Here is a 24,085-nt window from a genome sequence, read left to right on the forward strand (position 1 = left end):
GGAGAAGGTAACACTATGTCGCAAGATTCGACGCCAATAATGACTCGCTATGACTTACATAGCCATACGAATGCATCAGATGGAGAATTGCCTCCCGCTGAGTTAGTCGAACGTGCGATAGCAATGGGTGTGAATATTTTATCAATTACGGATCATGATACTTGTGATGGCTTAATTGCTGCCAAAGCGTATCTTGCTGATAATTCACGTCCATTAACATTAGTTAACGGGGTTGAAATATCCACCTTGTGGGAAAATATTGAAATTCATATTGTTGGTTTGAATTTTTCACCGAGTCATCCAGCAATGGAAACGTTACTCACGCAGCAATCACAACGCCGTCTAGAACGCGGGATTGAGATAGGTCGTCGCTTGCAAAAGGCGGGGATTGAGGATGCGTGGGAAAATGCCCAAGCGATTTCAGGTGGCGGACAGGTCACACGTGCGCATTTTGCGCAGTATATTGTCAAAATTGGCAAAGAGAAAACCATCAATAATGTGTTTAAGCGCTATCTGGCGAAAGGAAAAACCGGCTATGTGCCTGCGCAGTGGTGCAGCATTCAAGAAGCCGTGGATGCCATTCATCAATCTGGCGGTGTCGCGGTTCTGGCGCATCCATCAAAATATCAATTATCGAATAAATGGTTAAGACGCCTGATCGATCACTTTAAAGCTTGCCAAGGGGATGCGATGGAAATTTCTCATTGCCAGCAGCCGGCGAATGAGAAGCGATTTTTAGGAGAGTTGGCACAAGAGGCAAACTTGAAAACCTCTGTTGGATCAGACTTCCATCGCCCTTGTTCGTGGATTGAGTTAGGGCGGAATTTATGGCTCCCTGATGATGACCAAGCCGTTTGGACCCTCTGGGATAAAGTGAATGAGGGATAAAGTGAATTGACGGGCAGCTAAAACCCCCTAGTTTGTAAGAATATTACCTAATTCGTTGATGGATCACGGTTTGGGTGTAAAATAGTCTGTATATAAATTATTTTGTTGAGTCACAATATTATTTGATAAAGATATTATTGTGACCGTTTTGTTTTGTAAGAATAGATAGTGCCATTTTTAGGTCGTTCACCGGATGATGCTGTCGATACTCAACTATAGAGGTCACTATGAGCCAGTTTTTTTATATCCATCCGGACAACCCTCAGGCAAGGCTGATAAGCCAAAGCGTTGAGATCCTGAATAAAGGCGGTGTTGTCGTCTACCCGACAGATTCAGGTTATGCCATTGGTTGTCGTTTAGAAGATAAAAATGCCCTAGAACGTATTTGCCGTATCCGGAAATTGGATGCGAACCATAACTTTACCTTGATGTGCCGTGATCTATCCGAAATCTCTAATTATGCCCATGTGGATAACACCGTATTTCGTTTAATCAAAAACAATACACCGGGTAATTACACCTTTATTTTAAAAGCCACCAAAGAAGTGCCTCGTCGCTTGATGAACGAAAAGCGTAAAACCATTGGGTTACGCGTACCATCAAACCCTATTGCCCGCGACCTGTTAGAAGCGGTGGGTGAGCCATTAATGTCCACTAGCTTGATTTTACCGGGAGATGATTTTACCCAATCTGATCCAGAAGAGATCCGCGACTTACTGGATAAACAAGTGGATTTAGTGATCCACGGTGGTTACATCGGGCAAAAACCAACCACGGTAATTGATTTTACCGACGACACACCAGTTGTCGCCCGTGTCGGAACTGGCGACCCAACCCCATTTGAATAAGCCAGTCTGCCTTGAAGGTGCATTCTTTCAGGAAAGACGATTAGTCATAGGGGATCACAATAAACCTGTGTATAATGCGCAGGTTTTCAAATTCATCACTTTTTGCCGATGACGCAAGACTTGTTAATTGAGTGAGACGTGTTTTAATCGTGCAAAAAGCTATTTGACGCCTGTGAAGGCGACAGCTGAGGATCTCATGAGTTCTAAACCGCAACAAACTGAAAAGTTACAAAAAATTCTTGCCCGTTCAGGGCATGGCTCCCGCCGAGAAATCGAAGGTCTATTGAAAGAAGGCCGCATTAGTGTTGATGGCAAAATGGCAACATTGGGTGACCGTGTTGAAGTCAAAGCCTCCACAAAAATTCGTCTTGATGGTCGAGTCTTAGCGATAAAAGAGCCAGAAAAAGAAATTTGCCGCGTGATGGCGTACTACAAACCGGAAGGGGAATTGTGCACGCGCCATGATCCTGAAGGTCGCCCAACGGTATTTAACCGTTTACCAAAACTGACTGGGGCTCGTTGGATTGCTGTAGGGCGTCTAGATGTGAACACCAGTGGTTTATTGTTATTTACAACCGATGGTGAATTAGCTAACCGCTTAATGCACCCAAGCCGTGAAGTGGAACGCGAATACGCAGTACGTGTATTTGGTGAAATCACGGATGCAAAAATTCGTCAGTTAACCACTGGCGTGCAATTAGAAGATGGTCCGGCATCCTTTAAAACTGTGTCGTATCGCGGTGGTGAAGGAATGAACCAATGGTATAACGTCACCTTAACTGAAGGTCGTAACCGTGAAGTTCGTCGTCTATGGGAATCTGTTGGTGTGCAAGTGAGCCGCCTGATCCGTGTTCGTTACGGAGATATTGATTTACCAAAAGGTTTACCACGTGGTGGTTGGACTGAATTAGGTTTAGAGCAAACTAACTATTTAAGAGAGTTAGTTGAACTGGATGTTGAAACAGAAAGTAAAGTGTCTGTTGAGCGCGATCAGCGCCGCATCAAAGCTAACCAAATTCGCCGTGCGGTGAAACGTCACACTCAAGTGGTATCTCGCCCAGCAGCGAAACGCCAAACTTCACGCCCAACGGCTAAGCGCCGCACTCGAATCTAATCGTTTTAACGTTATTCGAATGCTTTAAAATAAAGGTTATGGTATTTGCCATAGCCTTTTTTATTTTTGTTTCAGTTAAATAGAATAGCGAAATAATCTGCTACTCTTTTTGAACACTTCAATTATTAATTCATTCAATTTTCATTTATCTAGCAATTGGTTTGTTATGGAAAAATTGACTTAAAATCAAACAATCATTTCCGATAATATAAATAAACTATCCTAATCTTAAATTATTATTTATTAGTTGTCTTTTTTTGACTAGAAAGCGATAAAGTAAAAACAGGCTGGGTTATTCCACTTATTACTTTTACTTCTTTGTTATTTTGATATTTAAAACTTAAAATACGCCAATCAAGAGTTTATAAGGTATCTGTCACATTATGAGGCTTTTATATTGTACAACTCGTCCATCTAATCTATTTTTATCATAATGAAACAATAAAAGGTTTTAATGTTTATGTTATGTGCAAAGTCGGCGAAATATGCAGCACTATTGAGTTTTGGCATAACAAGTTGTGATGTTTATCAACCACATACTTCAGAGAGTGGGCGCTTCTTTTTTAGTAATGACTCGTCGGAAAATTATTCTTTTTTTATTGATAATAAACTGATGGTGATCCCGAAAGCGTCAGTGGGTAGCTTGTATTTAAAGCAAGGCTTACATTCCATGACAACCGGAGAAGGCCAGCACATTTATTTTATGGTTTACCCTGGTAATAAAGGGGGGATATTAAATCCCCAAAAGCATCTTTATTATTCTTATGGCTTTGTATACGGTAATAATGGAATTCCCTCTATTCATAATAAAACCATACAGGAATTAACTGTGGGTGATTATCGAGTAAAAGGGAGAGTTGAGAGTAGTGATGATTTCATTATTGATAATAACGTATTCAACTGTGATTACCCGATCGGAACACGGATCCCTGATGAATTAAATTCGCTAACGACAGTTAGTAAAATAAAAACAAAGTGTTTCTCTTATTCAGAATTAATTACGGCGATTTCTTCGGATGATAAGCAAATGACGCAACTGGTTGTGCGTCAAAATGAACCCGTACAAAACAATACGGTGAGTTTAACATTTGACTATCTTGTCACACTCCCTGTTTTTGAAGATCAGCAAATCCAGCAGTACGCGATGAAAGTGAACACACTGATTCAAGATTACCGAGCATCCTCTGACCCAGAAAAAAAACAGAACTTTTATAATCAATATCATGTAGCCGTATCGAATATGGCGGAGCTCTATAGCCAATGGGAAACTGGGGATAATTGTCTTGAAGAGCGACAAAAATATTTGCAATTCTTGTCGCAAACCGCCGCTATTTTTAGTGCTGGGGTTTTAAAACTGGATGTAGCACCGAAATAGCCTGTGGCAGCTAACGAGTATGTTGCCAGTGGCTACCAATCAATCCCTTTTTGCGCTTTGATCCCCGCATCAAAGGCATGTTTAACAGGGCGCATTTCTGTCACCGTATCGGCAAAATCTAATAGATCACGGTGGCATCCTCGACCCGTAATAATGACGGATTGATTTTCAGGGCGGCAACTTAGTGCATTCATTACTTCAGCAAGAGGAAGATAATGGTAACTGACCATGTAGGTTAGCTCGTCTAGGATCACCAAGTCATATTGAGGGTCTTGCAATAATTCCACTGCATGCTGCCAAGTTTCAAGGCAAGCTTGTGTGTCAGTCTGCTTGTTTTGCGTTTCCCAAGTAAACCCTGTGGACATCACATAAAAGGGGACGCCGTGAGGCTCTAAAAGATTGCGTTCGCCATTGTCCCAACCCCCTTTAATAAACTGGACAACTGCCACTTTTTTGCCATGACCGACAGCGCGACAAGCGGTGCCAAATGCTGCCGTCGTTTTTCCTTTTCCATTGCCAGTGAAGACAATCAGGATCCCGCGCTCCAACTGGGCGGCTTCAATTCGCTCATCCACTTTTTGCTTTAAACGTTGTTGGCGTTCTTCGTGTCGGTCTTGGCTCATGGTTTGCTCCGTTTCAGTCGATTTTAAGCTTTAATCGGTTTTAAATTGGGCTGAGCGTCCACGCTGGTTCCTGTTTGCTCGGCGCTATCATCACCCATTAAGTATAGATAAGTCGGCATAATATCGGCAGGTGTTTTTAAGGTCATTGGATCTTCACCGGGTGCAGCGCCTGCACGCATAGCGGTACGGGTGCGTCCAGGGTTAATGCAGTTAATGCGTAATCCAGTGCCTTGGTACTCATCGGCTAAGACTTGCATTAAACCCTCAGTTGCAAATTTTGAAACGGCATAAACGCCCCAATTAGCGCGCCCTTGTTTACCGACACTTGAACTGGTGAAAATCAACGATGCGCGAGGAGCTTTTTCTAGTAAAGGAAGTAATGCTTGTGTGAGCATAAAGCCCGCATTGACGTTAACTTGCATGACGTCATGCCAGAGTCGAGTAGGTTGCTCGCTGATTGGTGCGATATTTCCTAGCAAGCCAGCGCTATGTAATACACCATCTAAATAAGGGTGTTGTTTGGCAACATCGTCAGCGATAACTTGGCAAGTTTCGTCAGTTGCAGTCAGTAAATCAATCACATAGGTTTCTACGGATGCGCCGGTAGAGTCAATAATTTGCTGTTTAACCGCGTCTAATTTTTGCGGGTTACGGCCTAATAAAATGACAGAGGCGCCAAAGCGTGCATACGTTAATGCTGCTTCTTGACCAATCCCGTCGGTAGCGCCAGTAATTAAGATAGTTTTACCATTTAAAAGATCTTGTCTAGGCTGATAATGAAGCATAATTTTTCCTATCGTCATGAGTCGCGTTGAAGGTTATCATCGCGTAGATTGCACGGGAGGGCAATTTACCACATTTGTTTCATGTCTGTGGTTATTGATAACAGTTTTTTTACTGGTTGTTTATGAACAATCATGCGATCATTTTTTTATTAGCGTTAAATATTAGAAGGATCAACTTGTGGAGTATTTCTCTTTGTACGGACTGTTTTTAGCAAAAGTGGTCACCATTGTGGTTGCCATTGCTGTGATTGCAGTATTTGTATTTGGCGTAGGTATGAGACGTCAAGGAAGTAAAGGCGCGTTAAAAATTATTGACCTAGGTGAAAGTTACCGTGAACGCCAACGTCAAATGCAGCAGATCAAAATGAATGATTCTGAGCAAAAAGCGTGGTCAAAGGCATTTAAAAAGCAGGAAAAAGCCAAGTCTAAAAATGAGAAATCCGGGGCGAAAATGGGGCAAACAGCCGTCAAAAAGCCTTGCTTATATGTCTTAGACTTTAAAGGCAGTATGGATGCTCGTGAAGTTAGCTCTTTACGTGAAGAAATCAGTGCAATTCTGGCAGTTGCGGATCAACAAGATGAAGTTTTACTACGTTTAGAAAGCCCAGGTGGTTTAGTCCATGGCTATGGCTTAGCAGCTTCTCAGTTGATGCGATTGAAAGAAAAAAATATCCCGCTAACAATTGCAGTTGATAAAGTTGCGGCAAGTGGTGGCTATATGATGGCGTGTATCGCGAATAAAATCGTTGCGGCACCGTTTTCTATTATAGGCTCTATTGGTGTTGTCGCTCAGGTTCCAAATATTCACCGATTATTGAAAAAACACGATGTGGATGTGGAACTGCACACAGCAGGGGAATATAAACGTACTCTGACGATGCTTGGCGAAAATACAGAGCAGGGGCGTAAGAAATTTGTTGAAGATCTGAATTCAACTCACGAACTGTTTAAAGACTTTGTTCATCAAAATCGTCCATCTCTTGATATTGCAGCGGTGGCAACAGGCGAATATTGGTATGGAACGCAAGCGCTAGAGAAAGGGCTCGTTGACCAAATTGGTGTTAGTGATGATTTGATCATCAATGCAATCGAAACCAAAGAAATTATCAGCATCCGTTTTGTGATGAGCAAGAAAATGGTAGAGCGCTTTACCAGTAGCGCTGCAGAGAGTGCGGATAAGCTATTATTACGCTGGTGGCAGCGTGGGCAAAAGCCGCTTTTATAAAAAAGCCATAATGTTCACTGAATATTCATGACACAATATTTATGTTGAACTACCCTTAAAAATACCGGCTATAAAAGCCGGTATTTTTTTATGACTATTCTGATTCTTGCAGTCGGTACTTATCAGAAAATAGGTGCGCCAAATGCTTATACATATTAAAAGCTGCTGGACTTTTTAGGGATGGGATCCCGTTTTCATCAAGGAAGAATTCGCCTTTGAAAACTAAAACATCGCGATGTTGCTCGACATTATCCACGAACATGCCATCAAGGTACTCATCGTGGTTTTTGATGATTTCGTTGGCTTTTTCAAGCAGTTCTTGCTTTGAAATAGTTTGAATCTCATTGTTCATAGAATGCCTCTCTTGAAAAAATAATTGGTTGCTTCTAGCATTTTATCAGGTACAGTGTGTGTTTTTCAATGCGGCTAAACTGCATTATGTGGTTAAAATCAGTCAACTAGAGCAATTTGTATGCTTTACAAAATAATGTGACTGATGGATAAAATTCGTTTCGTTACAAATTATTGTGCGAAAAAATATTGATATATTGTGATTCTGTCGCAATATAAAAAAGAGATTCTCATTTTGCGCATTTGAATAGAAAAATGCGCCTTCGTTGATAGTAGGTAAAGGTAAATATGGGTAAAGCTCTTGTTATAGTGGAGTCCCCGGCAAAAGCCAAAACGATCAATAAGTATCTTGGCAGTGGCTACGTTGTAAAAAGCAGCGTTGGCCACATTCGTGATCTGCCGAAAAGCGGCTCTGGTTCACAATCCGGCTCACCAAAGAGTACAGGCTCATCTACCGATAAAGCAAAGACCGACAAAACAAAGAAAGTTAAAAAGGATCCGCAAGAAGCGTTAGTTAAACGCATGGGGATCGACCCTTATCATGGTTGGAAGGCGAATTATCAAATTCTGCCGGGTAAGGAAAAAGTGGTTTCTGAATTAAAAGCGTTAGCCGAAGATGCTGACCACGTCTACCTCGCGACGGACCTTGACCGTGAAGGGGAAGCTATTGCGTGGCATTTACGCGAAGTGATCGGTGGTGATGATTCTCGTTTTAGCCGAGTGGTGTTTAACGAAATCACTAAAAATGCAATTACTCAAGCATTTGAAAGTCCGGGCGAATTGAATATCGACCGTGTTAATGCTCAGCAAGCTCGTCGCTTTATGGACCGTGTTGTTGGGTATATGGTCTCTCCATTATTATGGAAAAAAGTGGCGCGCGGATTATCTGCTGGACGCGTACAGTCCGTCGCAGTAAGACTTATTGTTGAGCGTGAACGTGAAATTAAAGCGTTTGTTCCTGAAGAATATTGGGAGCTCCATGCGGATTTAGCGGATAAAAACGCCGTTAACTTACGTTTAGAAGTGACTTCCCAAGCGGGGAAAGCCTTTAAACCTGTTAATAAAGTCCAAACGGAAGCAGCGGTTAAATTACTGGAAAAAGCACGTTATCAAGTAATTGATCGTGAAGATAAACCAACGTCCAGTAAACCAAGTGCACCGTTTATCACGTCGACACTCCAACAAGCGGCGAGCACTCGCTTAAGCTTTGGTGTGAAGAAAACTATGATGATGGCTCAGCGCTTATATGAAGCGGGTTACATCACTTATATGCGTACGGACTCAACGAACTTGAGCCAAGATGCAGTGAACATGGTACGTGGTTATATTTCCGATAACTTTGGCGCTCAGTATTTGCCAAAAGACGCCAACGTTTACACCAGTAAAGATAACTCCCAAGAAGCGCACGAAGCTATCCGCCCATCCAGTGTTGATGTATTACCTGATTCACTGAAAGACATGGAAAATGATGCGAAGCGCCTCTACCAGTTAATTTGGAATCAATTTGTTGCATGTCAAATGACCCCAGCAAAATACGACTCCACCACATTAACGGTGAAAGCGGGAGATTTCGAATTAAAAGCCAAAGGCCGTACGTTACGTTTTGATGGTTGGACAAGAGTCATGCCAGCACTACGTAAAAATGACGAAGATAAAACATTACCTGCGATTCAAGTGGGTGCTGAATTATCATTGCTGGAATTACTACCAAGCCAGCACTTTACTAAGCCACCAGCGCGTTTTAGTGAAGCTTCTTTGGTTAAAGAATTAGAAAAACGTGGTATTGGTCGCCCATCGACGTATGCGGCAATCATTTCAACGATCCAAGATCGTGGCTACGTAAAAGTGGAAAACCGCCGTTTCTATGCGGAAAAAATGGGTGAAATCGTTACAGACCGTTTAGAAGAAAACTTCAACGACCTGATGAACTACGACTTTACCGCTCGCATGGAAAACCAGCTGGATCACGTTGCGAATCATGAAGCAGAGTGGAAAGCGGTGTTGGATGAATTTTTCTCTGACTTCAGCAAGCAGCTTGATGTCGCAGAAAAAGATCCAGAAGAAGGCGGCATGCGTACCAACCCAATGGTGATCACTTCGATTATCTGTCCTGACTGTGAACGTCATATGGGAATTCGTACCGCATCCACAGGGGTATTCTTAGGCTGCTCTGGCTATGCATTGCCACCAAAAGAGCGCTGCAAGAAAACCATCAATCTTATCCCTGAAGATGAAGTATTAAACATCCTCGAAGGCGACGATGCAGAAACTAACGCCTTAAGAGCAAAACGTCGTTGTCCAAAATGTGGCACTGCGATGGACAGCTACCTGATTGATAATGGTCGTAAATTGCATGTGTGTGGTAACAACCCAGCATGTGAAGGCTATGAAATCGAAGAAGGCGAGTTCCGCATCAAAGGTTACGATGGTCCGGTGATTGAGTGTGATAAATGTGGTTCTGAAATGCACCTGAAAATGGGACGTTTTGGGAAATACATGGGTTGCACCAACGAAGAGTGTAAAAATACCCGCAAGATCTTAAAAAGCGGTGAAATTGCACCACCGAAAGAAGACCCAGTACCGTTACCTGAATTACCGTGTGAAAAATCGGATGCTTATTTTGTGTTACGAGATGGTGCAGCTGGCGTATTCCTCGCTGCAAACACCTTCCCGAAATCAAGGGAAACACGTGCGCCATTAGTCGCAGAACTGCAACGATTTAAAGACAGACTACCGGAAAAACTGGCGTACTTAGCGGAAGCACCAGCACAAGACGAAGAAGGCAACCCAACAGTAGTTCGTTTTAGCCGCAAGACAAAACAGCAATATGTTTCGTCCGAGAAAGATGGCAAGGCGACGGGGTGGAGTGCGTTTTATGTGGATGGGCAATGGAAACCCAAAGAGTAATTATTCGTCATATTTCGCGTGATAACGGCGTTGGCGTCACTTGGCTACTCGGGTCACATACTCATGTATGCTCCCCGAGATATCCGCGCTAGCCGCCTTGTTCTAACGCGAACTATTTAGAATAATAGTTTGGAATTCTGTAACGAAGTTCAAAATAAAAGCCAAAGCCAAAGCCAAAGCCAAAGCCAAAGCCAAAGCCAAAGCCAAATCTGAAATCATATAGAAGAGCCCTCTGGGCTCTTTTTTTTGTTCATAATTCGATAGCTCTCACATAACAAAAGCAGTAATCGCCCATTTTCATTCATTTATTATGCTAACGTTTAGCTTAAGGATAATAATCACAGTGAATGACTGGAGGCAATATGAAGTTCAAATTATGTTTATTAGCGGCACTATTCACAACTAGCGCAGCGTATGCGGCACAAACCACGGTAGAGTTGAAAGAAGCGACAGCCAAAGGTGAGGGTAAAGCTATTGGTGAAGTGGTGATTTCTGAAACTGAATACGGATTACTCTTCACGCCTAAACTCTCAGGCTTGCAAGCGGGTGGCGTGCATGGTTTCCATGTACATGAAAACCCAAGTTGCGAACCGGGTGAAAAAGACGGTAAAACCGTACCAGCATTAAAAGCGGGCGGACATTTAGATCCAGCCAAAACCGGGGTTCACAAAGGACCTTATGACAAAACAGGCCACCTCGGAGATTTACCGGGCTTAGTGGTTGATAGCCAAGGTAATGCTACCTACAGCGTGTTAGCGCCAAAATTAAAATCCTTGAAAGATGTCCAAAACCGCGCACTGATGGTGCATGCGGGTGGGGATAATTATTCCGATCATCCAGAGGTTTTAGGCGGTGGTGGGGCTAGGATGGCTTGCGGCATCATTCCTTCGTCATAATTCGCACCGTAGCTGTGTTGGCTACACTCACTAACCCTAGTCACATACTTGTGTATGTTCCTAGGGATTAGCTCATTTGCCGCCTTGCTACAGCACGAATTATTTAGAAGGAAGTTTCTGGAGTATAATTCGCGTGATAACTGCGTTGGCGTCACTTGGCTACTCGGCTCACATACTTTTGTATGCTCCCGGAGATATCCGTGTTAGCCGCCTTGTTCTAATACGAATTATTTAGAATGAATGGCAATGTTATCGGTCATAAAAAGACTTAAATAGAAAAAGCCTCTTATCCAAGAGGCTTTTCAACATTATCTTACCGACTCAACCAATCACCAAATCTTAATTCGTTTCTCCGGCTCGAGGTATAGGGCATTATCCTTATCAACGCCGAAGGTGGTGTACCAATCATCGATATTACGGACAACACCATTAGCGCGGAACTGATTTGGACTGTGTGGATCAGTGAGGATCTTGTTGCGCTCAGATTCCTTATTCGACAACTCCTGCCAGGTTCTGGCCCAGGAAATAAAGAAACGCTGCAAGCCAGTCATACCATCAATAATCGGAGGCTCGCCATTTGGGTAGTTCTCTTTAGCAAATTGCTTATAGGCGCTTAGCGCGATGTTTAAGCCACCTAAATCACCGATATTCTCTCCGAGGGTTAACTCGCCATTCACTTTCTGGCCATCAACGGCAAAGCCATTATATTGGTCCACCAACTTGGCCGTTTTCTCTTTAAAATGCTCTTTGGCGCTGTCGCTCCACCAATTGCGTAACTGGCCTGTGCCATCATATAAGCTGCCTTGGTCATCAAAACCGTGGCCCATTTCATGACCGATTACTGCCCCGATGGCACCGTAGTTATAAGCAGGATCCACATTTGGGTCGAAGAATGGTGCTTGTAAAATAGCCGCAGGGAACACAATTTCATTTTGCACTGGATTGAAATACGCATTGATGGTTTGCGGTGTCATACCCCATTCCCATTTGCGGACAGGTTGACCAATTTTGCTCATGGCATCGTTGTATGACCACGCTTCCATTTGCTTATAGTTATCCATCAACGTATTTGGTTTCAAATTAACGCTACTAAAATCATTCCATTTATCAGGGTAGCCGACTTTAACCGTAAACTGCTCTAATTTTTTCAGCGCTTCTTGGCGGGTAGGTTCATCCATCCAATCATTATCTTTCAGGCGTGCATTAAAGGTACCGCGCACATAACTGACTAAATCTTGGATTTTTTCTTTAGATTGTGGATTGAAATATTTCTCTACATAAATCTGTCCGAGAGGCTCACCTTGCAGGGAATTGACCGTTTGAAGTGCACGTTCTTGACGAGTCCGCTGTTTTTCAACGCCATTGAGTTTTTTCGAATAAAAATCAAAGCGTGCATCAGATAAGGTTTTGTTCAGATAACTGGCATGGTCGTTCACGTACTGGAACGTTAGATAATCTTTCAAGACTGAAACCGGGGTTTTGGCAAAAATCTGCGCCGTTTTTTCTACCGCCGTATCATTCTCAACCACCACTTTCGCCAGTTGCTGATCGGTTAACTTCCAGTGCTGAATAAAGCTATCCCACGCAAAACCATCGGTAAATTTCTTCATTTCAGCGAGGGTCATAGGGTGATAATTTTTGATGGTGTCACGGCGAGCTTCTGGGCTCCAATGTACTTCAGCAATGGATTTTTCAAGGTCGAAGATCTGCTGCGCTTTTTTCTTAACGTCTTTTTCGCCGGCTAATTTCAAGATAGTCGCAATATACGCAATGTAGTTTTTGCGGATCTCTTTCATTTGCGGGGTATCGTCAAGGTAGTAATTACGATTAGGTAACCCCAGCCCACCTTGACCAAGATACAGAATATACGTATCTGGCGCCTTGGCGTCCAAATCCACCCAATAAGAGAGCACGGAGGTATAACCCGGCAGCGTCATCAGACGGCTAATATCATTATGATCTTTGGCTTTAGCAATGGCCGCTAAGTCGGATTTGATTGGCGTTAAACCCGCCTTTTCAATGCTGGCCTCATCTAAATAACTCAAATATAAGTTACGAATATTTTTCTGATTATGATCCAAGCTGCTCTCTGGGGCTTGCTTTAATTCATCGATAATCGATTGAGTTTGCTTTTCGGTACTTAAATACAAATCCACGAAAGAGTTAATTCGTGGCATGCCCGTTGGGATTTTCGCTTTATTAATCCAATCATGGTTAACGTACTGGTAAAAATCATTACCCGGTACGATGGTGTCAGATAACACGATTTTTTGCTGGCCGTAAGATAGCTCTTTTGCTAATAAGTGAGGCGCAAAGGATAGGGTTGATAAACCGACCATCAGGGCTAAAACTTTTATACGCATCTAGATAACCTCTCTGTAGTCTAAATAGGATGCTCACCGCAAAAATGGAAATAAAATTCGTATGCTAATTATTCAAGCATAGTCGAAGAAAAAAATAATCTGACTTTGCAATACCTTACTTGGGTGCCGTCTTTTTTTCACAGCAAGATGAAATAATATCATCATACTGTTTATTCTCATTAGTTTGATGTTATATTGATTATATATAAATTAAACAATATTACTTTTTGTTATATGTAATGTTTTTTAGCTATAGCAGAAATGATTTCCTGTAAGAGGTGGAGCGAGTATGAAGTTACAGCAACTGCGATATATTGTTGAAGTGGTGAATCACGACCTGAATGTTTCATCGACAGCAGAAGGGTTATTTACTTCCCAACCGGGGATCAGTAAACAAGTCAGAATGTTGGAAGATGAGCTAGGCATTCAAATTTTTGCGCGTAGTGGTAAGCATCTGACTCACGTGACTCCAGCCGGCGAGGAAGTGGTACGCATTTCCCGTGAAGTGCTCTCCAAAATTGAGGCCATCCGTTCTGTCGCCGGTGAACATACCATTCCTGATCGCGGTAGTTTAAAAATCGCCACGACGCATACCCAAGCCCGTTATGCCTTACCACCGGTGATTAAAACCTTTATTGAACGTTATCCTCATGTTTCCTTGCATATGCAGCAAGGCTCGCCAACCCAAATCGCGGAAGAAGTTTGCAAAGGGAATAGTGATTTCGCTATCGCGACAGAAGCGCTCCATCTGTACAGCGACCTTATTATGTTGCCATGCTACCACTGGAACCGTTGTGTGATTGTCCCTAAAGGGCACCCTCTGACCGAGAAAAAGAACGTTACGATTGAAGATATTGCAGAATACCAAATTGTGACGTACACCCACGGGTTTACTGGGCGTTCAGAGCTGGATGTCGCATTTCAAAAAGTGGGCTTAGAACCCAAAATTATTTTCACTGCCACAGATGCGGATGTGATCAAGACCTATGTGAAGCTCGGTTTAGGGATTGGCATTATCGCCAGCATGGCGGTGGATCCTGAGGTGGATAAAGATCTCGTGGTTATCGATATGCGCGATAAGTTTAGTTACAGCACCACGAAAATCGGTTTTAAGCGTACCAGTTTCCTGCGCAGCTATATGTATGATTTTATTTGGCGTTTTGCCCCGCATCTCACGCGTGATGTGGTGGATAAAGCCATTGCCTTGCGTAACAACGAAGATATCGAAGAATTTTTCAAAGAAATTGAGCTTCCTATTCTTTAATTGGCACAAAATCTATAGAGGAAATGATTATGAGGACTATGATTAATAATACTGCGTAAAAAAATAAGGTGATAAAAACGCCAAGGAGGAGTTATGTCGTTGAGTTTAAAAACAAACAGTGCAGCAACACTGAATGTCGGTAACAAACAGTATAATTACTTCAGTCTTGCCCTTGCAGAGAAACAATTAGGCAGCGGGGCGAGACTTCCTAAATCCCTCAAAGTTCTACTCGAAAACCTACTGCGTCATATCGACGGTAAATCCGTCGTAGACGCCGATCTCCAAGCCATTATCGATTGGCAAAAAAACGCCCATGCAGATAGAGAAATTGCTTATCGTCCTGCGCGGGTGCTGATGCAAGACTTTACCGGTGTTCCCGCGGTTGTCGACCTTGCGGCCATGCGTGAAGCTGTCAAATCCCTTGGTGGTAACGTTAATCAAGTTAACCCGTTATCTCCCGTCGATTTAGTTATTGACCACTCAGTAATGGTCGATGAGTTTGGTAATTCCCAAGCGTTTGATGACAACGTCGAAATCGAAATGAAGCGTAACCACGAACGCTACCTATTTTTACGTTGGGGACAAAAAGCGTTTAACCGCTTTAGGGTGGTACCGCCGGGAACGGGGATTTGCCACCAAGTTAACCTTGAATACCTCGGTAAAGCGATTTGGCATGAAGAGGTCGACGGAAAATTAGTTGCTTATCCCGATACTTTGGTTGGAACTGACTCTCACACCACCATGATCAACGGCCTTGGGGTATTAGGCTGGGGCGTTGGCGGAATTGAAGCAGAAGCCGCGATGCTGGGGCAACCTGTTTCCATGCTGATCCCCGATGTGGTGGGCTTCAAGTTAACCGGTAAATTAGCAGAAGGGATCACCGCGACAGACTTGGTATTAACCGTTACTCAGATGCTACGTAAGCATGGTGTGGTGGGTAAATTTGTTGAATTCTATGGGGATGGATTAGCCGACCTGCCATTAGCCGATCGCGCGACCATTGCCAATATGTCACCAGAATATGGGGCAACCTGCGGCTTCTTCCCTATAGATGAAATTACCCTTGCGTATATGAAACTGACAGGGCGTGAAGATGATGAAATCGCGCTGGTGGAAGCGTACAGCAAGCAACAAGGTTTATGGCGCCATCCAGGGGATGAACCGATTTTTACCAGTACCTTAGCACTGGATATGGGGACGGTCGAATCGAGCCTTGCGGGGCCTAAACGTCCACAAGACCGCGTTGAACTGAGCCAAGTTCCGAAAGCATTCCAAGGTGCTGTGGATTTAGAACTGAATAAGCAAGACAAACATGCGCATCCTCGCGTGAATTTTCAAGGGCAGGAATTCGACCTTACCGATGGTGCGGTAGTGATCGCTGCTATCACATCCTGTACCAACACCTCTAACCCTAGCGTATTAATGGCGGCAGGGTTACTGGCAAAAAAAGCGATAGAAAAAGGGCTTTCTCGTCAGCCATGGGTTAAGTCTTCCCTTGCGCCGGGTTCGAAGGTCGTGACTGATTACCTCGCGCTAGCGGGATTAACCCCTTATCTTGATCAACTGGGCTTTAATCTTGTGGGGTATGGTTGTACGACCTGTATTGGTAACTCCGGTCCGTTACCTGCACCAATTGAAGAGGCGATTAAGCAATCTGATCTGACGGTTGGAGCTGTGCTTTCAGGTAACCGTAACTTCGAAGGGCGCATTCATCCGTTGGTAAAAACCAACTGGCTGGCATCACCGCCACTCGTCGTTGCCTATGCACTAGCGGGCAATATGCACGTTAATTTAAAAACCGACCCTTTAGGTGTGGATAAACAGGGGCAGCCTGTCTACTTGAAAGATATCTGGCCATCCAGCGCGGAAATTGCCAGCGCGGTTGAGAAAGTCAAAACCGATATGTTCCATAAGGAATATAACGCGGTTTTTGAAGGGGATGAAGCTTGGCGTGCGTTGGATGTTGAAAGCTCGTCAACCTACCATTGGCAAGGGGATTCAACCTATATTCGCCATCCACCATTCTTTGAAAACATGCCTGCGCAACCTAAGCCTGTCGCTGATATTCACGGGGCAAACATTCTCGCTATTCTCGGAGATTCTGTGACGACTGACCATATTTCTCCGGCAGGGAATATTAAAAAGGAAAGTCCAGCGGGGCGTTATCTCCAAGAGCACGGTGTGGCGGTTGCGGATTTTAACTCTTACGGTTCTCGTCGTGGTAACCATGAAGTCATGATGCGTGGCACGTTTGCCAATATTCGTATTCGTAATGAAATGGTGCCGGGTGTAGAAGGTGGCTATACCTTACATATTCCAACAGGCAAACAGATGGCTATCTTTGATGCGGCGATGCTGTATCAGCAACAAAAACGCCCGTTAGCCATTATTGCAGGTAAAGAATATGGTTCAGGCTCTAGCCGCGACTGGGCAGCAAAAGGCACTAATTTATTGGGTGTTCGTGTGGTGATCGCTGAATCCTATGAACGTATTCACCGTTCTAACTTAATTGGTATGGGGGTGATTCCATTAGAATTTACAGGTGGCGAAACCCGCAAAACCCTTGGTTTAAAAGGTGATGAGCGTATTGATGTTGCCGGTTTGCAGTCTCTGACACCAAGTCAAAATATCACCGTCAAAATTACATATGGTGATGGTAAAGTGAAAGAGGTGAATACTCGTTGCCGCATCGATACGGCAACTGAAATGGAATATTACCGACACGGTGGGATCTTGCATTATGTGATCCGCCAAATGCTCAATTAATCTATGTTTATGGCGCCTGCAGAATTTTGAGTATATTCAAAGCTCTTGTGGGCGTTTTTTCTTTATTAACGCTTAATATTGTTATTTCTCAAGTTTTTTAGCCAGTTTCTCAGTTATTGTGATAGTCAGTATTCAGAAAAAGCTCAGTAGTTTGATGGAATGAAGTGACCGCATTTATCGAAAATAGCGTAAAGGAAATCAATATGGCAAATATCAATGAAACTGATTTTTTCAAGGGTGCATTATGGGCGGCGGACATTCTATTAAGCACTTCACATTGTGCGGGTGCGAATGACGAAGTTCGTGACATTTTAGAACATATTCCGAATCTCTATTCGGTTGTAATGAGAACCCCAGAAACCGAAGTCCATGATTTAAGATTATATGCAGATAAAGAGTTCCCATTAGGCTTGAATGCCGAGTACACCGCAATTTCTATTGCACCTCTAAAAGATTTCTTTGATATTTTGCCTGTCACTGATCACGAACTTGATTGTGAAGCCATGGATATCGAAACGTGGGGCGTCGTTGCTAACCTTGCAAATGGTAAAAAAGATCTTCTGATTGCAGGGCTACTGACCCCAGAAACAGCTCAAATGTATGCAGACCGTCTATCCGAGCAGCTAGAATTTCAACAAAAAAAGGCGAGTTAACGCTCATATCGTTGAATAAATAAGCGGAAATGAACAAAAACGCCAATACTGTATTTATATCCAGTATTGGCGTTTTGTTATCTTAAAGAGAGATTACAGGATCTTATTTTCAGCTAATTGCAGGGCGAAATAAGTAAAGATTAAATCGGCTCCCGCGCGTTTAATGGCCCCTAGGCTTTCTAATGTGACGCGAGTTTCATCAATGGCGCCTGCTTGCGCGGCAAATTTGATCATGGCGTATTCACCACTGACTTGATAAGCCCCAATCGGTAATTGGGTGCATTCACGTAGGTCACGGATAATATCTAAATATGCACCCGCCGGTTTGACCATCAGCGCATCTGCGCCTTCTTGCATATCAATTAGTGATTCGTGCAACGCTTCACGGCGGTTCATTGGGTTCATTTGGTAAGTTTTACGGTCACCTTTTAAACATGAACCTGCTGCATCACGGAATGGGCCATACAGCGCGGAAGCGAACTTCGTGGAGTAAGACATAATCGCCGTATCGGTAAATCCGGCTTCATCAAGTGCATGGCGAATTGCGGCAACTTGCCCATCCATTGCAGCTGAAGGAGCGATAAAGTCAGCACCCGCACGTGCAGCAGCAACGGCTTGCAGACCTAAATTATGGATAGTTTGGTCGTTATCAACCACGTCACCGTGCATCACACCGCAGTGACCGTGAGATGTGTATTCGCAGAAACAGGTATCTGACATCACAATCATTTCTGGGACGGTCTCTTTACAGATACGAGACATACGTGCTACCAGACCATTGTCTTGCCATGCATCGCTACCATTTTCATCTAAGTGATGAGACACACCGAAGGTCATGACCGACTTAATGCCCGCTTTTGCAATACGCTCAATTTCATAGGCTAAGCGTTTTTCTGGAATACGCACAACGCCTGGCATACTCGCAATCGGTGCGTAATCATCTAAGCCTTCTTCGACGAAAATAGGCAAACACAAGTCATTGATGGAGAGGTGGGTTTCTTGGAATAGGTCGCGGAATTGTTCACTTTTACGCAGTCTTCTCATGCGCTGGATGGAATGCAGGTTATTCACACTATCTCCTTGGTAGACGAAAAATAGACATTTCCCATTCGGATTATTATGTGGGAATGTTCAACTCTTATTTTTCGATGTATTTAATAATGAATGGGATTAAGTTGCGAACAGTATAAACCTTATAAAAAGAATGTGAATATATCACTCGTCAAATGTTATGGATTCGATTGTTATGATGAAAATGGGAATTAAGGCAAGAATAATAGGAAGAGCAAGGGATGCTCTTCCTGATTGAGAAGGGTAATTATTGGTGCTTAAATAACATATGACCCATTTTTTGTGCTTTCACATCTAAATAATGTTCATTGCTAGGATTTCGTCCAACAATTAACGGCACACGTTCAACAACGTTGATACCTGCTTCACGCATAATATCAATTTTTTTCGGGTTATTAGTCAGTAAGCGAACTTCATTAATGCCTAATAATTTATACATATCAGAACACAGGGTAAAATCACGTTCGTCGGCTTTAAACCCTAATTTTAGGTTAGCTTCAACGGTATCTAATCCTTGGTCTTGCAATGCATAAGCACGGATTTTGTTCAGTAACCCAATATTACGACCTTCTTGGCGGTGATATAGGAGCACTCCGCGCTTCTCTTTACTAATTTGCTTGAGCGCAGCTTCTAATTGAAAACCACAGTCACAACGTAAACTAAATAATGCATCGCCGGTTAAGCATTCGGAATGAATACGACTGAGTACTGGCGTTGCGCCTGTAATATCACCAAAAATCAGTGCGACATGGTCACGACCTGTTGCGATTTCTTCAAAGCCTACCATTAGGAATTCACCGAAAGGGGTAGGTAGTTTGGCTTCGGCAATACGTTTTAGCTGCATATTTTCTTTCATTAGTTAAAGTAACTCTTGCTGAATTAAACACGTAAATCGATATGGTACTAAAGCTATATAGCCATCAAAACCATATAGTCACTAAAGTTAAATATATCGATGCTATATGACGTTTGCATATAGAGTCCGGCATTCTTTGCACACAGCCGACGCTATACTACTATAACAGAGATATTTGCAGGCCATGTAAAAATTGTTAATTAGGAAATAATTAAAACGTAAGGAATATTCTAGATGAGAAAGAGTGCCTACCTTATCGCAATAAGTGTCATTTTTTTGTTATTACCGCCGATAGTTATGATAGCCACAGGCTGGCAGTGGTCTCCTGAGCATCAGCCCTCGATGAAATGGTTACTTTGGCTGACGGATAGCGCAGGATTGCCCTATAGCTATGTGACGTTTGTATTTTTAACTCTTTTAACGTTAATCGTTTTTCGTCATAAGCGGAATCAATGGCTGAAGTTGCTGGTGGTTATCACGTTATGTATTCTCGGTGCGCAAGGGGTGAAATCCTTCATGAAAAGCACCTTCCAAGAACCGCGTCCTTATGTGGTATGGCTGGAGAAAACGTATCAAATTTCCCATCAGGAGTTTTATGATTTAAAACGCGGGGAGCGAGCGGATTTAATTAAAAATACCGTGAAGTCGAACTCGCTGATCCCTAAATGGCAGCGTAAACATTGGCAGGCGGAAACGGGCTATTCTTTTCCATCTGGTCACATGTTCTTTGCGGCGGGATGGGCATTGCTGTTAATGGTGCTGTTTTGGCAACAACGTCAATATGCCTTGGGTCTCGTTATATTATGTTGGGCACAGGGGATCGGCTTAAGTCGGATGCTACTCGGGATGCATTGGCCAATTGATATTATTGCCTCCACGCTGATTAGTGGGCTTTTCGCACTGTTAGGTTACTGGATATATCAATCTCGATTCTTAGAGAAATGAATTTAACGCTAATCGGATTATCATGATGAAAAAGGGCGGTTTTTAGTGCGAATACACTTGGCAGGCGAATAATTTGCTTTGTCTGAATGCGCTGAAAATGCTACCTTATCAGCGATATGTTTTGGAACGATAAGAACTGATAACGGGAAAAAATGTGAAATACTTTCTGATTTTATTACTAGCGGTCGCCGTTTTTATTGTGTCGATTACGCTAGGTTCAAGCAATGATCAGGTTATTACATTTAACTACCTGATTGCAAAAGGGGATTTTTCTTTATCTTCCTTACTTGCAACCTTGTTTGGTGTCGGTTTTGTGCTGGGGTGGCTGGTGTGTGCGGTGTTCTATTTGCGCACCATTGTTAGCCTTAAAAATGCACGTCGTAAAATTAGACGTTTAGAATCACAATTGGGTGCTGGAGAGAAAACTATTTCTGACTCAACCGAATTAGTGACAGCTCAGAACAAGGAATAATCCTCAATGTTCGAGTTGCTTTTTCTGTTGCTACCTGTTGCCGCTGCCTACGGCTGGTACATGGGGCGCAGAAGTGCTCAGCAAGATAAGCAGCAGCATGCAAATCGCTTGTCCCGTGATTACGTGACAGGCGTGAACTTCCTATTATCTAATCAACAAGATAAAGCCGTTGATTTATTCCTCGAAATGCTCAAAACGGAAGACAGCTCCGCCTTTGAAGCTCACCTAACGCTAGGTAACTTATTCCGTTCTCGTGGCGAGGTTGAACGCGCGATTCGAATTCACCAGTCGCTGGTGGAAAGTGCGGCGCTCTCTTTTGAACAACGTTTATTAGCCACTCAACAACTTGGTCGTGATTATATGACCGCGGGTGTGTATGACCGCGCCGAAAACATGTTCCAGCAATTAACCGATGAAGTGGATTTTAAACAGAGTGCACTGCAATCTTTGTTATCGATTTATCAGTTAACCAGTGATTGGGGCAAAGCCATTGAAACGGCAACCAAGCTGGTGAAATTAGGCGCGGAAGAGCTACGGGAACAAATCGCCCATTTCTACTGTGAATTAGCGACTCAAGAATTGGCGAGTGATGATATCGACGAAGCCTTAAGCCTATTAAACAAAGGCGAGCAAGCGGATAAAAACTGCGCACGCGTTTCGATTATGAAAGGGCGTATTTTTATCGAGCAAGGCAATTATGATAAAGCGATTTCTGCCTTAGTACAGGTTTATCATCAAGATAGAGAACTGGTGTCTGAAACGCTGCCAATGCTGTATGAATGTTATCGACACACTGGGCTGGCGGAAGGCTGGGAAACCTATTTACGTCAATGTGTTGATGGAAATACAGGCGCCATTGCTGAGCTTTATCTCGCCGATATTATCGTTGAAAAGCAGAATCACGAAGCGGCTGCTAGCTATATCAATGACCAAATTCAGCGTCATCCAACCATGCGTTTATTCTACCGTTTGATGGATTACCATCTGGCGGAGGCAGAAGAAGGCCGAGCCAAAGAGAGCTTGATTTTGCTACGTAAAATGGTGGGTGAGCAAATTCGTACTAAGCCGGATTACCGTTGCCACAAATGTGGTTTTACCTCCCGTTCGCTCTATTGGCACTGTCCATCTTGTCGCTCTTGGGACACCATCAAGCCAATTCGCGGGCTGGATGGTCAGTGACAGTGTCACTTTTAATTTCTGACAATACTCAATAAAGGCTATGAAATGATCTCCTCAACTGAGAACCTCGTTCGCGTAAACACTGACTCGCCTATCATTGTGGCTCTAGACTATGAAACTGCGGATGCCGCACTCGCATTTGTTGATAGGATTGACCCGCGCGACTGCCGATTAAAAGTGGGCAAAGAAATGTTCACATTTAATGGTCCTCAATTTGTTAAGTCACTCCATGACCGTGGTTTTGATGTTTTTCTGGATCTTAAATTCCATGATATTCCAAATACGGTTGCTCGCGCTGTTTCTGCAGCGGCAGAAATGGGCGTTTGGATGGTCAACGTTCATGCTAGCGGTGGTGCACGAATGATGGAAGCGGCACGCCAAGCTCTTGAAAGCTACGGTAAAGACGCTCCTTTATTAACAGCTGTCACTGTATTAACCAGTATGGATGCATCAGATTTAGCGGGTGTTGGTATTAACTTAACGCCGGCAGAGCATGCCGAGCGTTTAGCGCTGTTAACTAAGCAGTGTGGTCTTGATGGTGTCGTGTGCTCAGCACACGAAGCAAAAGCGCTAAAAGCAGTATGCGGGCAAGAGTTTAAGTTAGTGACTCCTGGTATTCGTCCTGTAGGCAGTGAAGTGGGTGACCAGCGTCGTATTATGACCCCACAACAAGCGATTGAAGCGGGTGTCGATTATATGGTAATTGGGCGTCCGATCACCCGTAGTGAAGACCCAGCGCTGACCTTACAACAAATTAACCAGTCCATTAAGGATATCGCATGAGTGACGCTAACAGCCGTCTAGTCTATAGCACGGATATTGGCCGCATTGAGGAAGAAAAACCGAAAGCCGAGCGCCCGAAAGGCGATGGTATCGTGCGTATTCGTCGTGAAACATCTGGTCGTAAAGGCAAGGGTGTTTGTGTTGTGACAGGCTTAGATCTGGATGATGCTGAACTGGCAAAACTAGCCGCTGAATTGAAGAAAAAATGTGGTTGTGGCGGTGCAGTAAAAGACGGTGATATCGAGATCCAAGGCGATAAGCGTGACTTGCTGAAGCAATTATTGGAAGCCAAAGGTTTTCAAGTTAAATTGGCAGGTGGTTGATTAGTAGTATTTAAGAAATAACCATCCTAATAAAAATGGGGGAAATTATTCCCCCATTTGTCATTAAAGCGTGTGTTAAATTTACTTCTTCACTTGATGTCCAATAATCCCGCCGATAGCCGCGCCACCTACTGTGCCCAGTGCGCTTCCATCCGTTAATATTGCGCCTCCAACAGCACCGACAGTCGCTCCAATCGCTGTGTTTTTATTCTGTTTTGACATATTTGAACAAGCACTGAGACCCAGTGCCACCGTTGCGATAATGACAAAAGAGAGGATGCGTTTCATGATGTTTACTCCAACTTATTTTTTATAATGATAATTACGTATCAGCATATAGCCGAATTAAAATATCATGAAAAAAGAATAGGCGGATCGGAATAATCAGAAAGAAATGT

Annotated in this window: 17 protein-coding genes and 5 pseudogenes; 15 read left to right on the top strand and 7 right to left on the bottom strand. The window is 43.4% G+C overall.

The window, feature by feature from the left end:
* The first annotated feature begins 15 nt into the window (after positions 1–15).
* The 4 genes from rnm to GKR74_RS11975 all read left to right on the top strand — a co-directional run bounded on the left by rnm (position 16) and on the right by GKR74_RS11975 (position 4,225).
* Entirely contained in the window at positions 16–888 is an 873-nt protein-coding gene (rnm, locus tag GKR74_RS11960; protein WP_154603740.1) for an RNase RNM, read from the top strand.
* 227 nt (positions 889–1,115) lie between these two features.
* Positions 1,116–1,736 (top strand): L-threonylcarbamoyladenylate synthase, encoded by a 621-nt coding sequence (locus GKR74_RS11965; protein WP_036956539.1) that lies wholly within the window; start codon positions 1,116–1,118, stop codon positions 1,734–1,736.
* A 196-nt stretch (positions 1,737–1,932) separates the two neighbouring features.
* Positions 1,933–2,850, top strand: coding sequence for a 23S rRNA pseudouridine(2605) synthase RluB (gene rluB, locus GKR74_RS11970; RefSeq protein ID WP_154603741.1), 918 nt, complete (start codon positions 1,933–1,935; stop codon positions 2,848–2,850).
* Between the two features lie 670 nt (positions 2,851–3,520).
* The gene (locus tag GKR74_RS11975; protein WP_230089151.1) at positions 3,521–4,225 is read left to right on the top strand and encodes a hypothetical protein; all 705 of its coding nucleotides are present in this window, start codon (positions 3,521–3,523) and stop codon (positions 4,223–4,225) included.
* A gap of 32 nt (positions 4,226–4,257) precedes the next feature.
* Here the strand turns inward: GKR74_RS11975 and cobO are convergent, their stop codons facing one another.
* Together cobO and GKR74_RS11985 are read right to left on the bottom strand one after the other, a co-directional pair.
* Entirely contained in the window at positions 4,258–4,848 is a 591-nt protein-coding gene (cobO, locus tag GKR74_RS11980) for a cob(I)yrinic acid a,c-diamide adenosyltransferase (protein ID WP_154603742.1), read from the bottom strand.
* A gap of 23 nt (positions 4,849–4,871) precedes the next feature.
* The gene (locus tag GKR74_RS11985) at positions 4,872–5,633 is read right to left on the bottom strand and encodes a YciK family oxidoreductase (RefSeq protein WP_154603743.1); all 762 of its coding nucleotides are present in this window, start codon (positions 5,631–5,633) and stop codon (positions 4,872–4,874) included.
* A gap of 178 nt (positions 5,634–5,811) precedes the next feature.
* On the opposite strand from GKR74_RS11985, the gene sohB reads away from it, so the two are divergent.
* Positions 5,812–6,858, top strand: coding sequence for a protease SohB (gene sohB / locus GKR74_RS11990; RefSeq protein ID WP_336431326.1), 1,047 nt, complete (start codon positions 5,812–5,814; stop codon positions 6,856–6,858).
* A 94-nt stretch (positions 6,859–6,952) separates the two neighbouring features.
* On the opposite strand, the gene GKR74_RS11995 is transcribed toward sohB, so the two are convergent.
* Positions 6,953–7,210, bottom strand: a complete 258-nt coding sequence (locus tag GKR74_RS11995; RefSeq protein WP_154603744.1) for a DUF2498 family protein — start codon at positions 7,208–7,210, stop codon at positions 6,953–6,955.
* 287 nt (positions 7,211–7,497) lie between these two features.
* Between GKR74_RS11995 and topA the strand changes: the two genes are divergently transcribed.
* Together topA and sodC are read left to right on the top strand one after the other, a co-directional pair.
* On the top strand, positions 7,498–10,116 hold the full coding sequence (topA, locus tag GKR74_RS12000) for a type I DNA topoisomerase (protein ID WP_154603745.1): 2,619 nt from the start codon (positions 7,498–7,500) through the stop codon (positions 10,114–10,116).
* A 362-nt stretch (positions 10,117–10,478) separates the two neighbouring features.
* On the top strand, positions 10,479–11,012 hold the full coding sequence (gene sodC, locus GKR74_RS12005; protein WP_154603746.1) for a superoxide dismutase family protein: 534 nt from the start codon (positions 10,479–10,481) through the stop codon (positions 11,010–11,012).
* 308 nt (positions 11,013–11,320) lie between these two features.
* Here sodC and GKR74_RS12010 read toward each other — a convergent pair.
* Positions 11,321–13,375: pseudogene (locus GKR74_RS12010) on the bottom strand (M13 family metallopeptidase).
* Between the two features lie 289 nt (positions 13,376–13,664).
* Here GKR74_RS12010 and cysB point away from each other — a divergent pair.
* The 3 genes from cysB (at position 13,665) to GKR74_RS12025 (ending at position 18,058) form a co-directional block, all read left to right on the top strand.
* The gene (gene cysB / locus GKR74_RS12015) at positions 13,665–14,639 is read left to right on the top strand and encodes an HTH-type transcriptional regulator CysB (protein WP_154603748.1); all 975 of its coding nucleotides are present in this window, start codon (positions 13,665–13,667) and stop codon (positions 14,637–14,639) included.
* Between the two features lie 93 nt (positions 14,640–14,732).
* Complete coding sequence (gene acnA, locus GKR74_RS12020; RefSeq protein WP_154603749.1) at positions 14,733–17,405, top strand: aconitate hydratase AcnA; 2,673 nt, start codon at positions 14,733–14,735, stop codon at positions 17,403–17,405.
* A 203-nt stretch (positions 17,406–17,608) separates the two neighbouring features.
* Positions 17,609–18,058, top strand: coding sequence for a hypothetical protein (locus GKR74_RS12025; RefSeq protein ID WP_154603750.1), 450 nt, complete (start codon positions 17,609–17,611; stop codon positions 18,056–18,058).
* Between the two features lie 93 nt (positions 18,059–18,151).
* On the opposite strand, the gene hemB is transcribed toward GKR74_RS12025, so the two are convergent.
* Positions 18,152–19,129 (bottom strand): porphobilinogen synthase, encoded by a 978-nt coding sequence (gene hemB / locus GKR74_RS12030; RefSeq protein WP_132495992.1) that lies wholly within the window; start codon positions 19,127–19,129, stop codon positions 18,152–18,154.
* A 247-nt stretch (positions 19,130–19,376) separates the two neighbouring features.
* On the bottom strand, positions 19,377–19,973 hold the full coding sequence (gene ribA / locus GKR74_RS12035) for a GTP cyclohydrolase II (protein ID WP_154604405.1): 597 nt from the start codon (positions 19,971–19,973) through the stop codon (positions 19,377–19,379).
* Between the two features lie 309 nt (positions 19,974–20,282).
* On the opposite strand from ribA, the pseudogene GKR74_RS12040 reads away from it, so the two are divergent.
* From GKR74_RS12040 to yciH, 5 genes and pseudogenes are all read left to right on the top strand, one after another.
* Positions 20,283–20,936, top strand: a pseudogene (locus tag GKR74_RS12040) (phosphatase PAP2 family protein).
* Between the two features lie 148 nt (positions 20,937–21,084).
* On the top strand, positions 21,085–21,402 hold the full coding sequence (locus GKR74_RS12045) for a LapA family protein (protein ID WP_006659765.1): 318 nt from the start codon (positions 21,085–21,087) through the stop codon (positions 21,400–21,402).
* A gap of 6 nt (positions 21,403–21,408) precedes the next feature.
* A pseudogene (gene lapB / locus GKR74_RS12050) lies at positions 21,409–22,596 on the top strand (lipopolysaccharide assembly protein LapB).
* Positions 22,597–22,626: 30 nt separating this feature from the next.
* Positions 22,627–23,385: pseudogene (pyrF, locus tag GKR74_RS12055) on the top strand (orotidine-5'-phosphate decarboxylase).
* Positions 23,361–23,708: pseudogene (yciH, locus tag GKR74_RS12060) on the top strand (stress response translation initiation inhibitor YciH). The pseudogenes pyrF and yciH overlap by 25 nt, the downstream one beginning before the upstream one ends.
* Before the next feature lie 60 nt (positions 23,709–23,768).
* Here yciH and osmB read toward each other — a convergent pair.
* Positions 23,769–23,975: an osmotically-inducible lipoprotein OsmB gene (osmB, locus tag GKR74_RS12065; protein WP_006659769.1), complete on the bottom strand. Its 207-nt coding sequence runs from the start codon at positions 23,973–23,975 to the stop codon at positions 23,769–23,771.
* Positions 23,976–24,085 lie beyond the last annotated feature (110 nt).

This window comes from Providencia sp. wls1914 (assembly GCF_009706645.1).
Classification (GTDB): Bacteria; Pseudomonadota; Gammaproteobacteria; order Enterobacterales; family Enterobacteriaceae; genus Providencia; species Providencia zhijiangensis.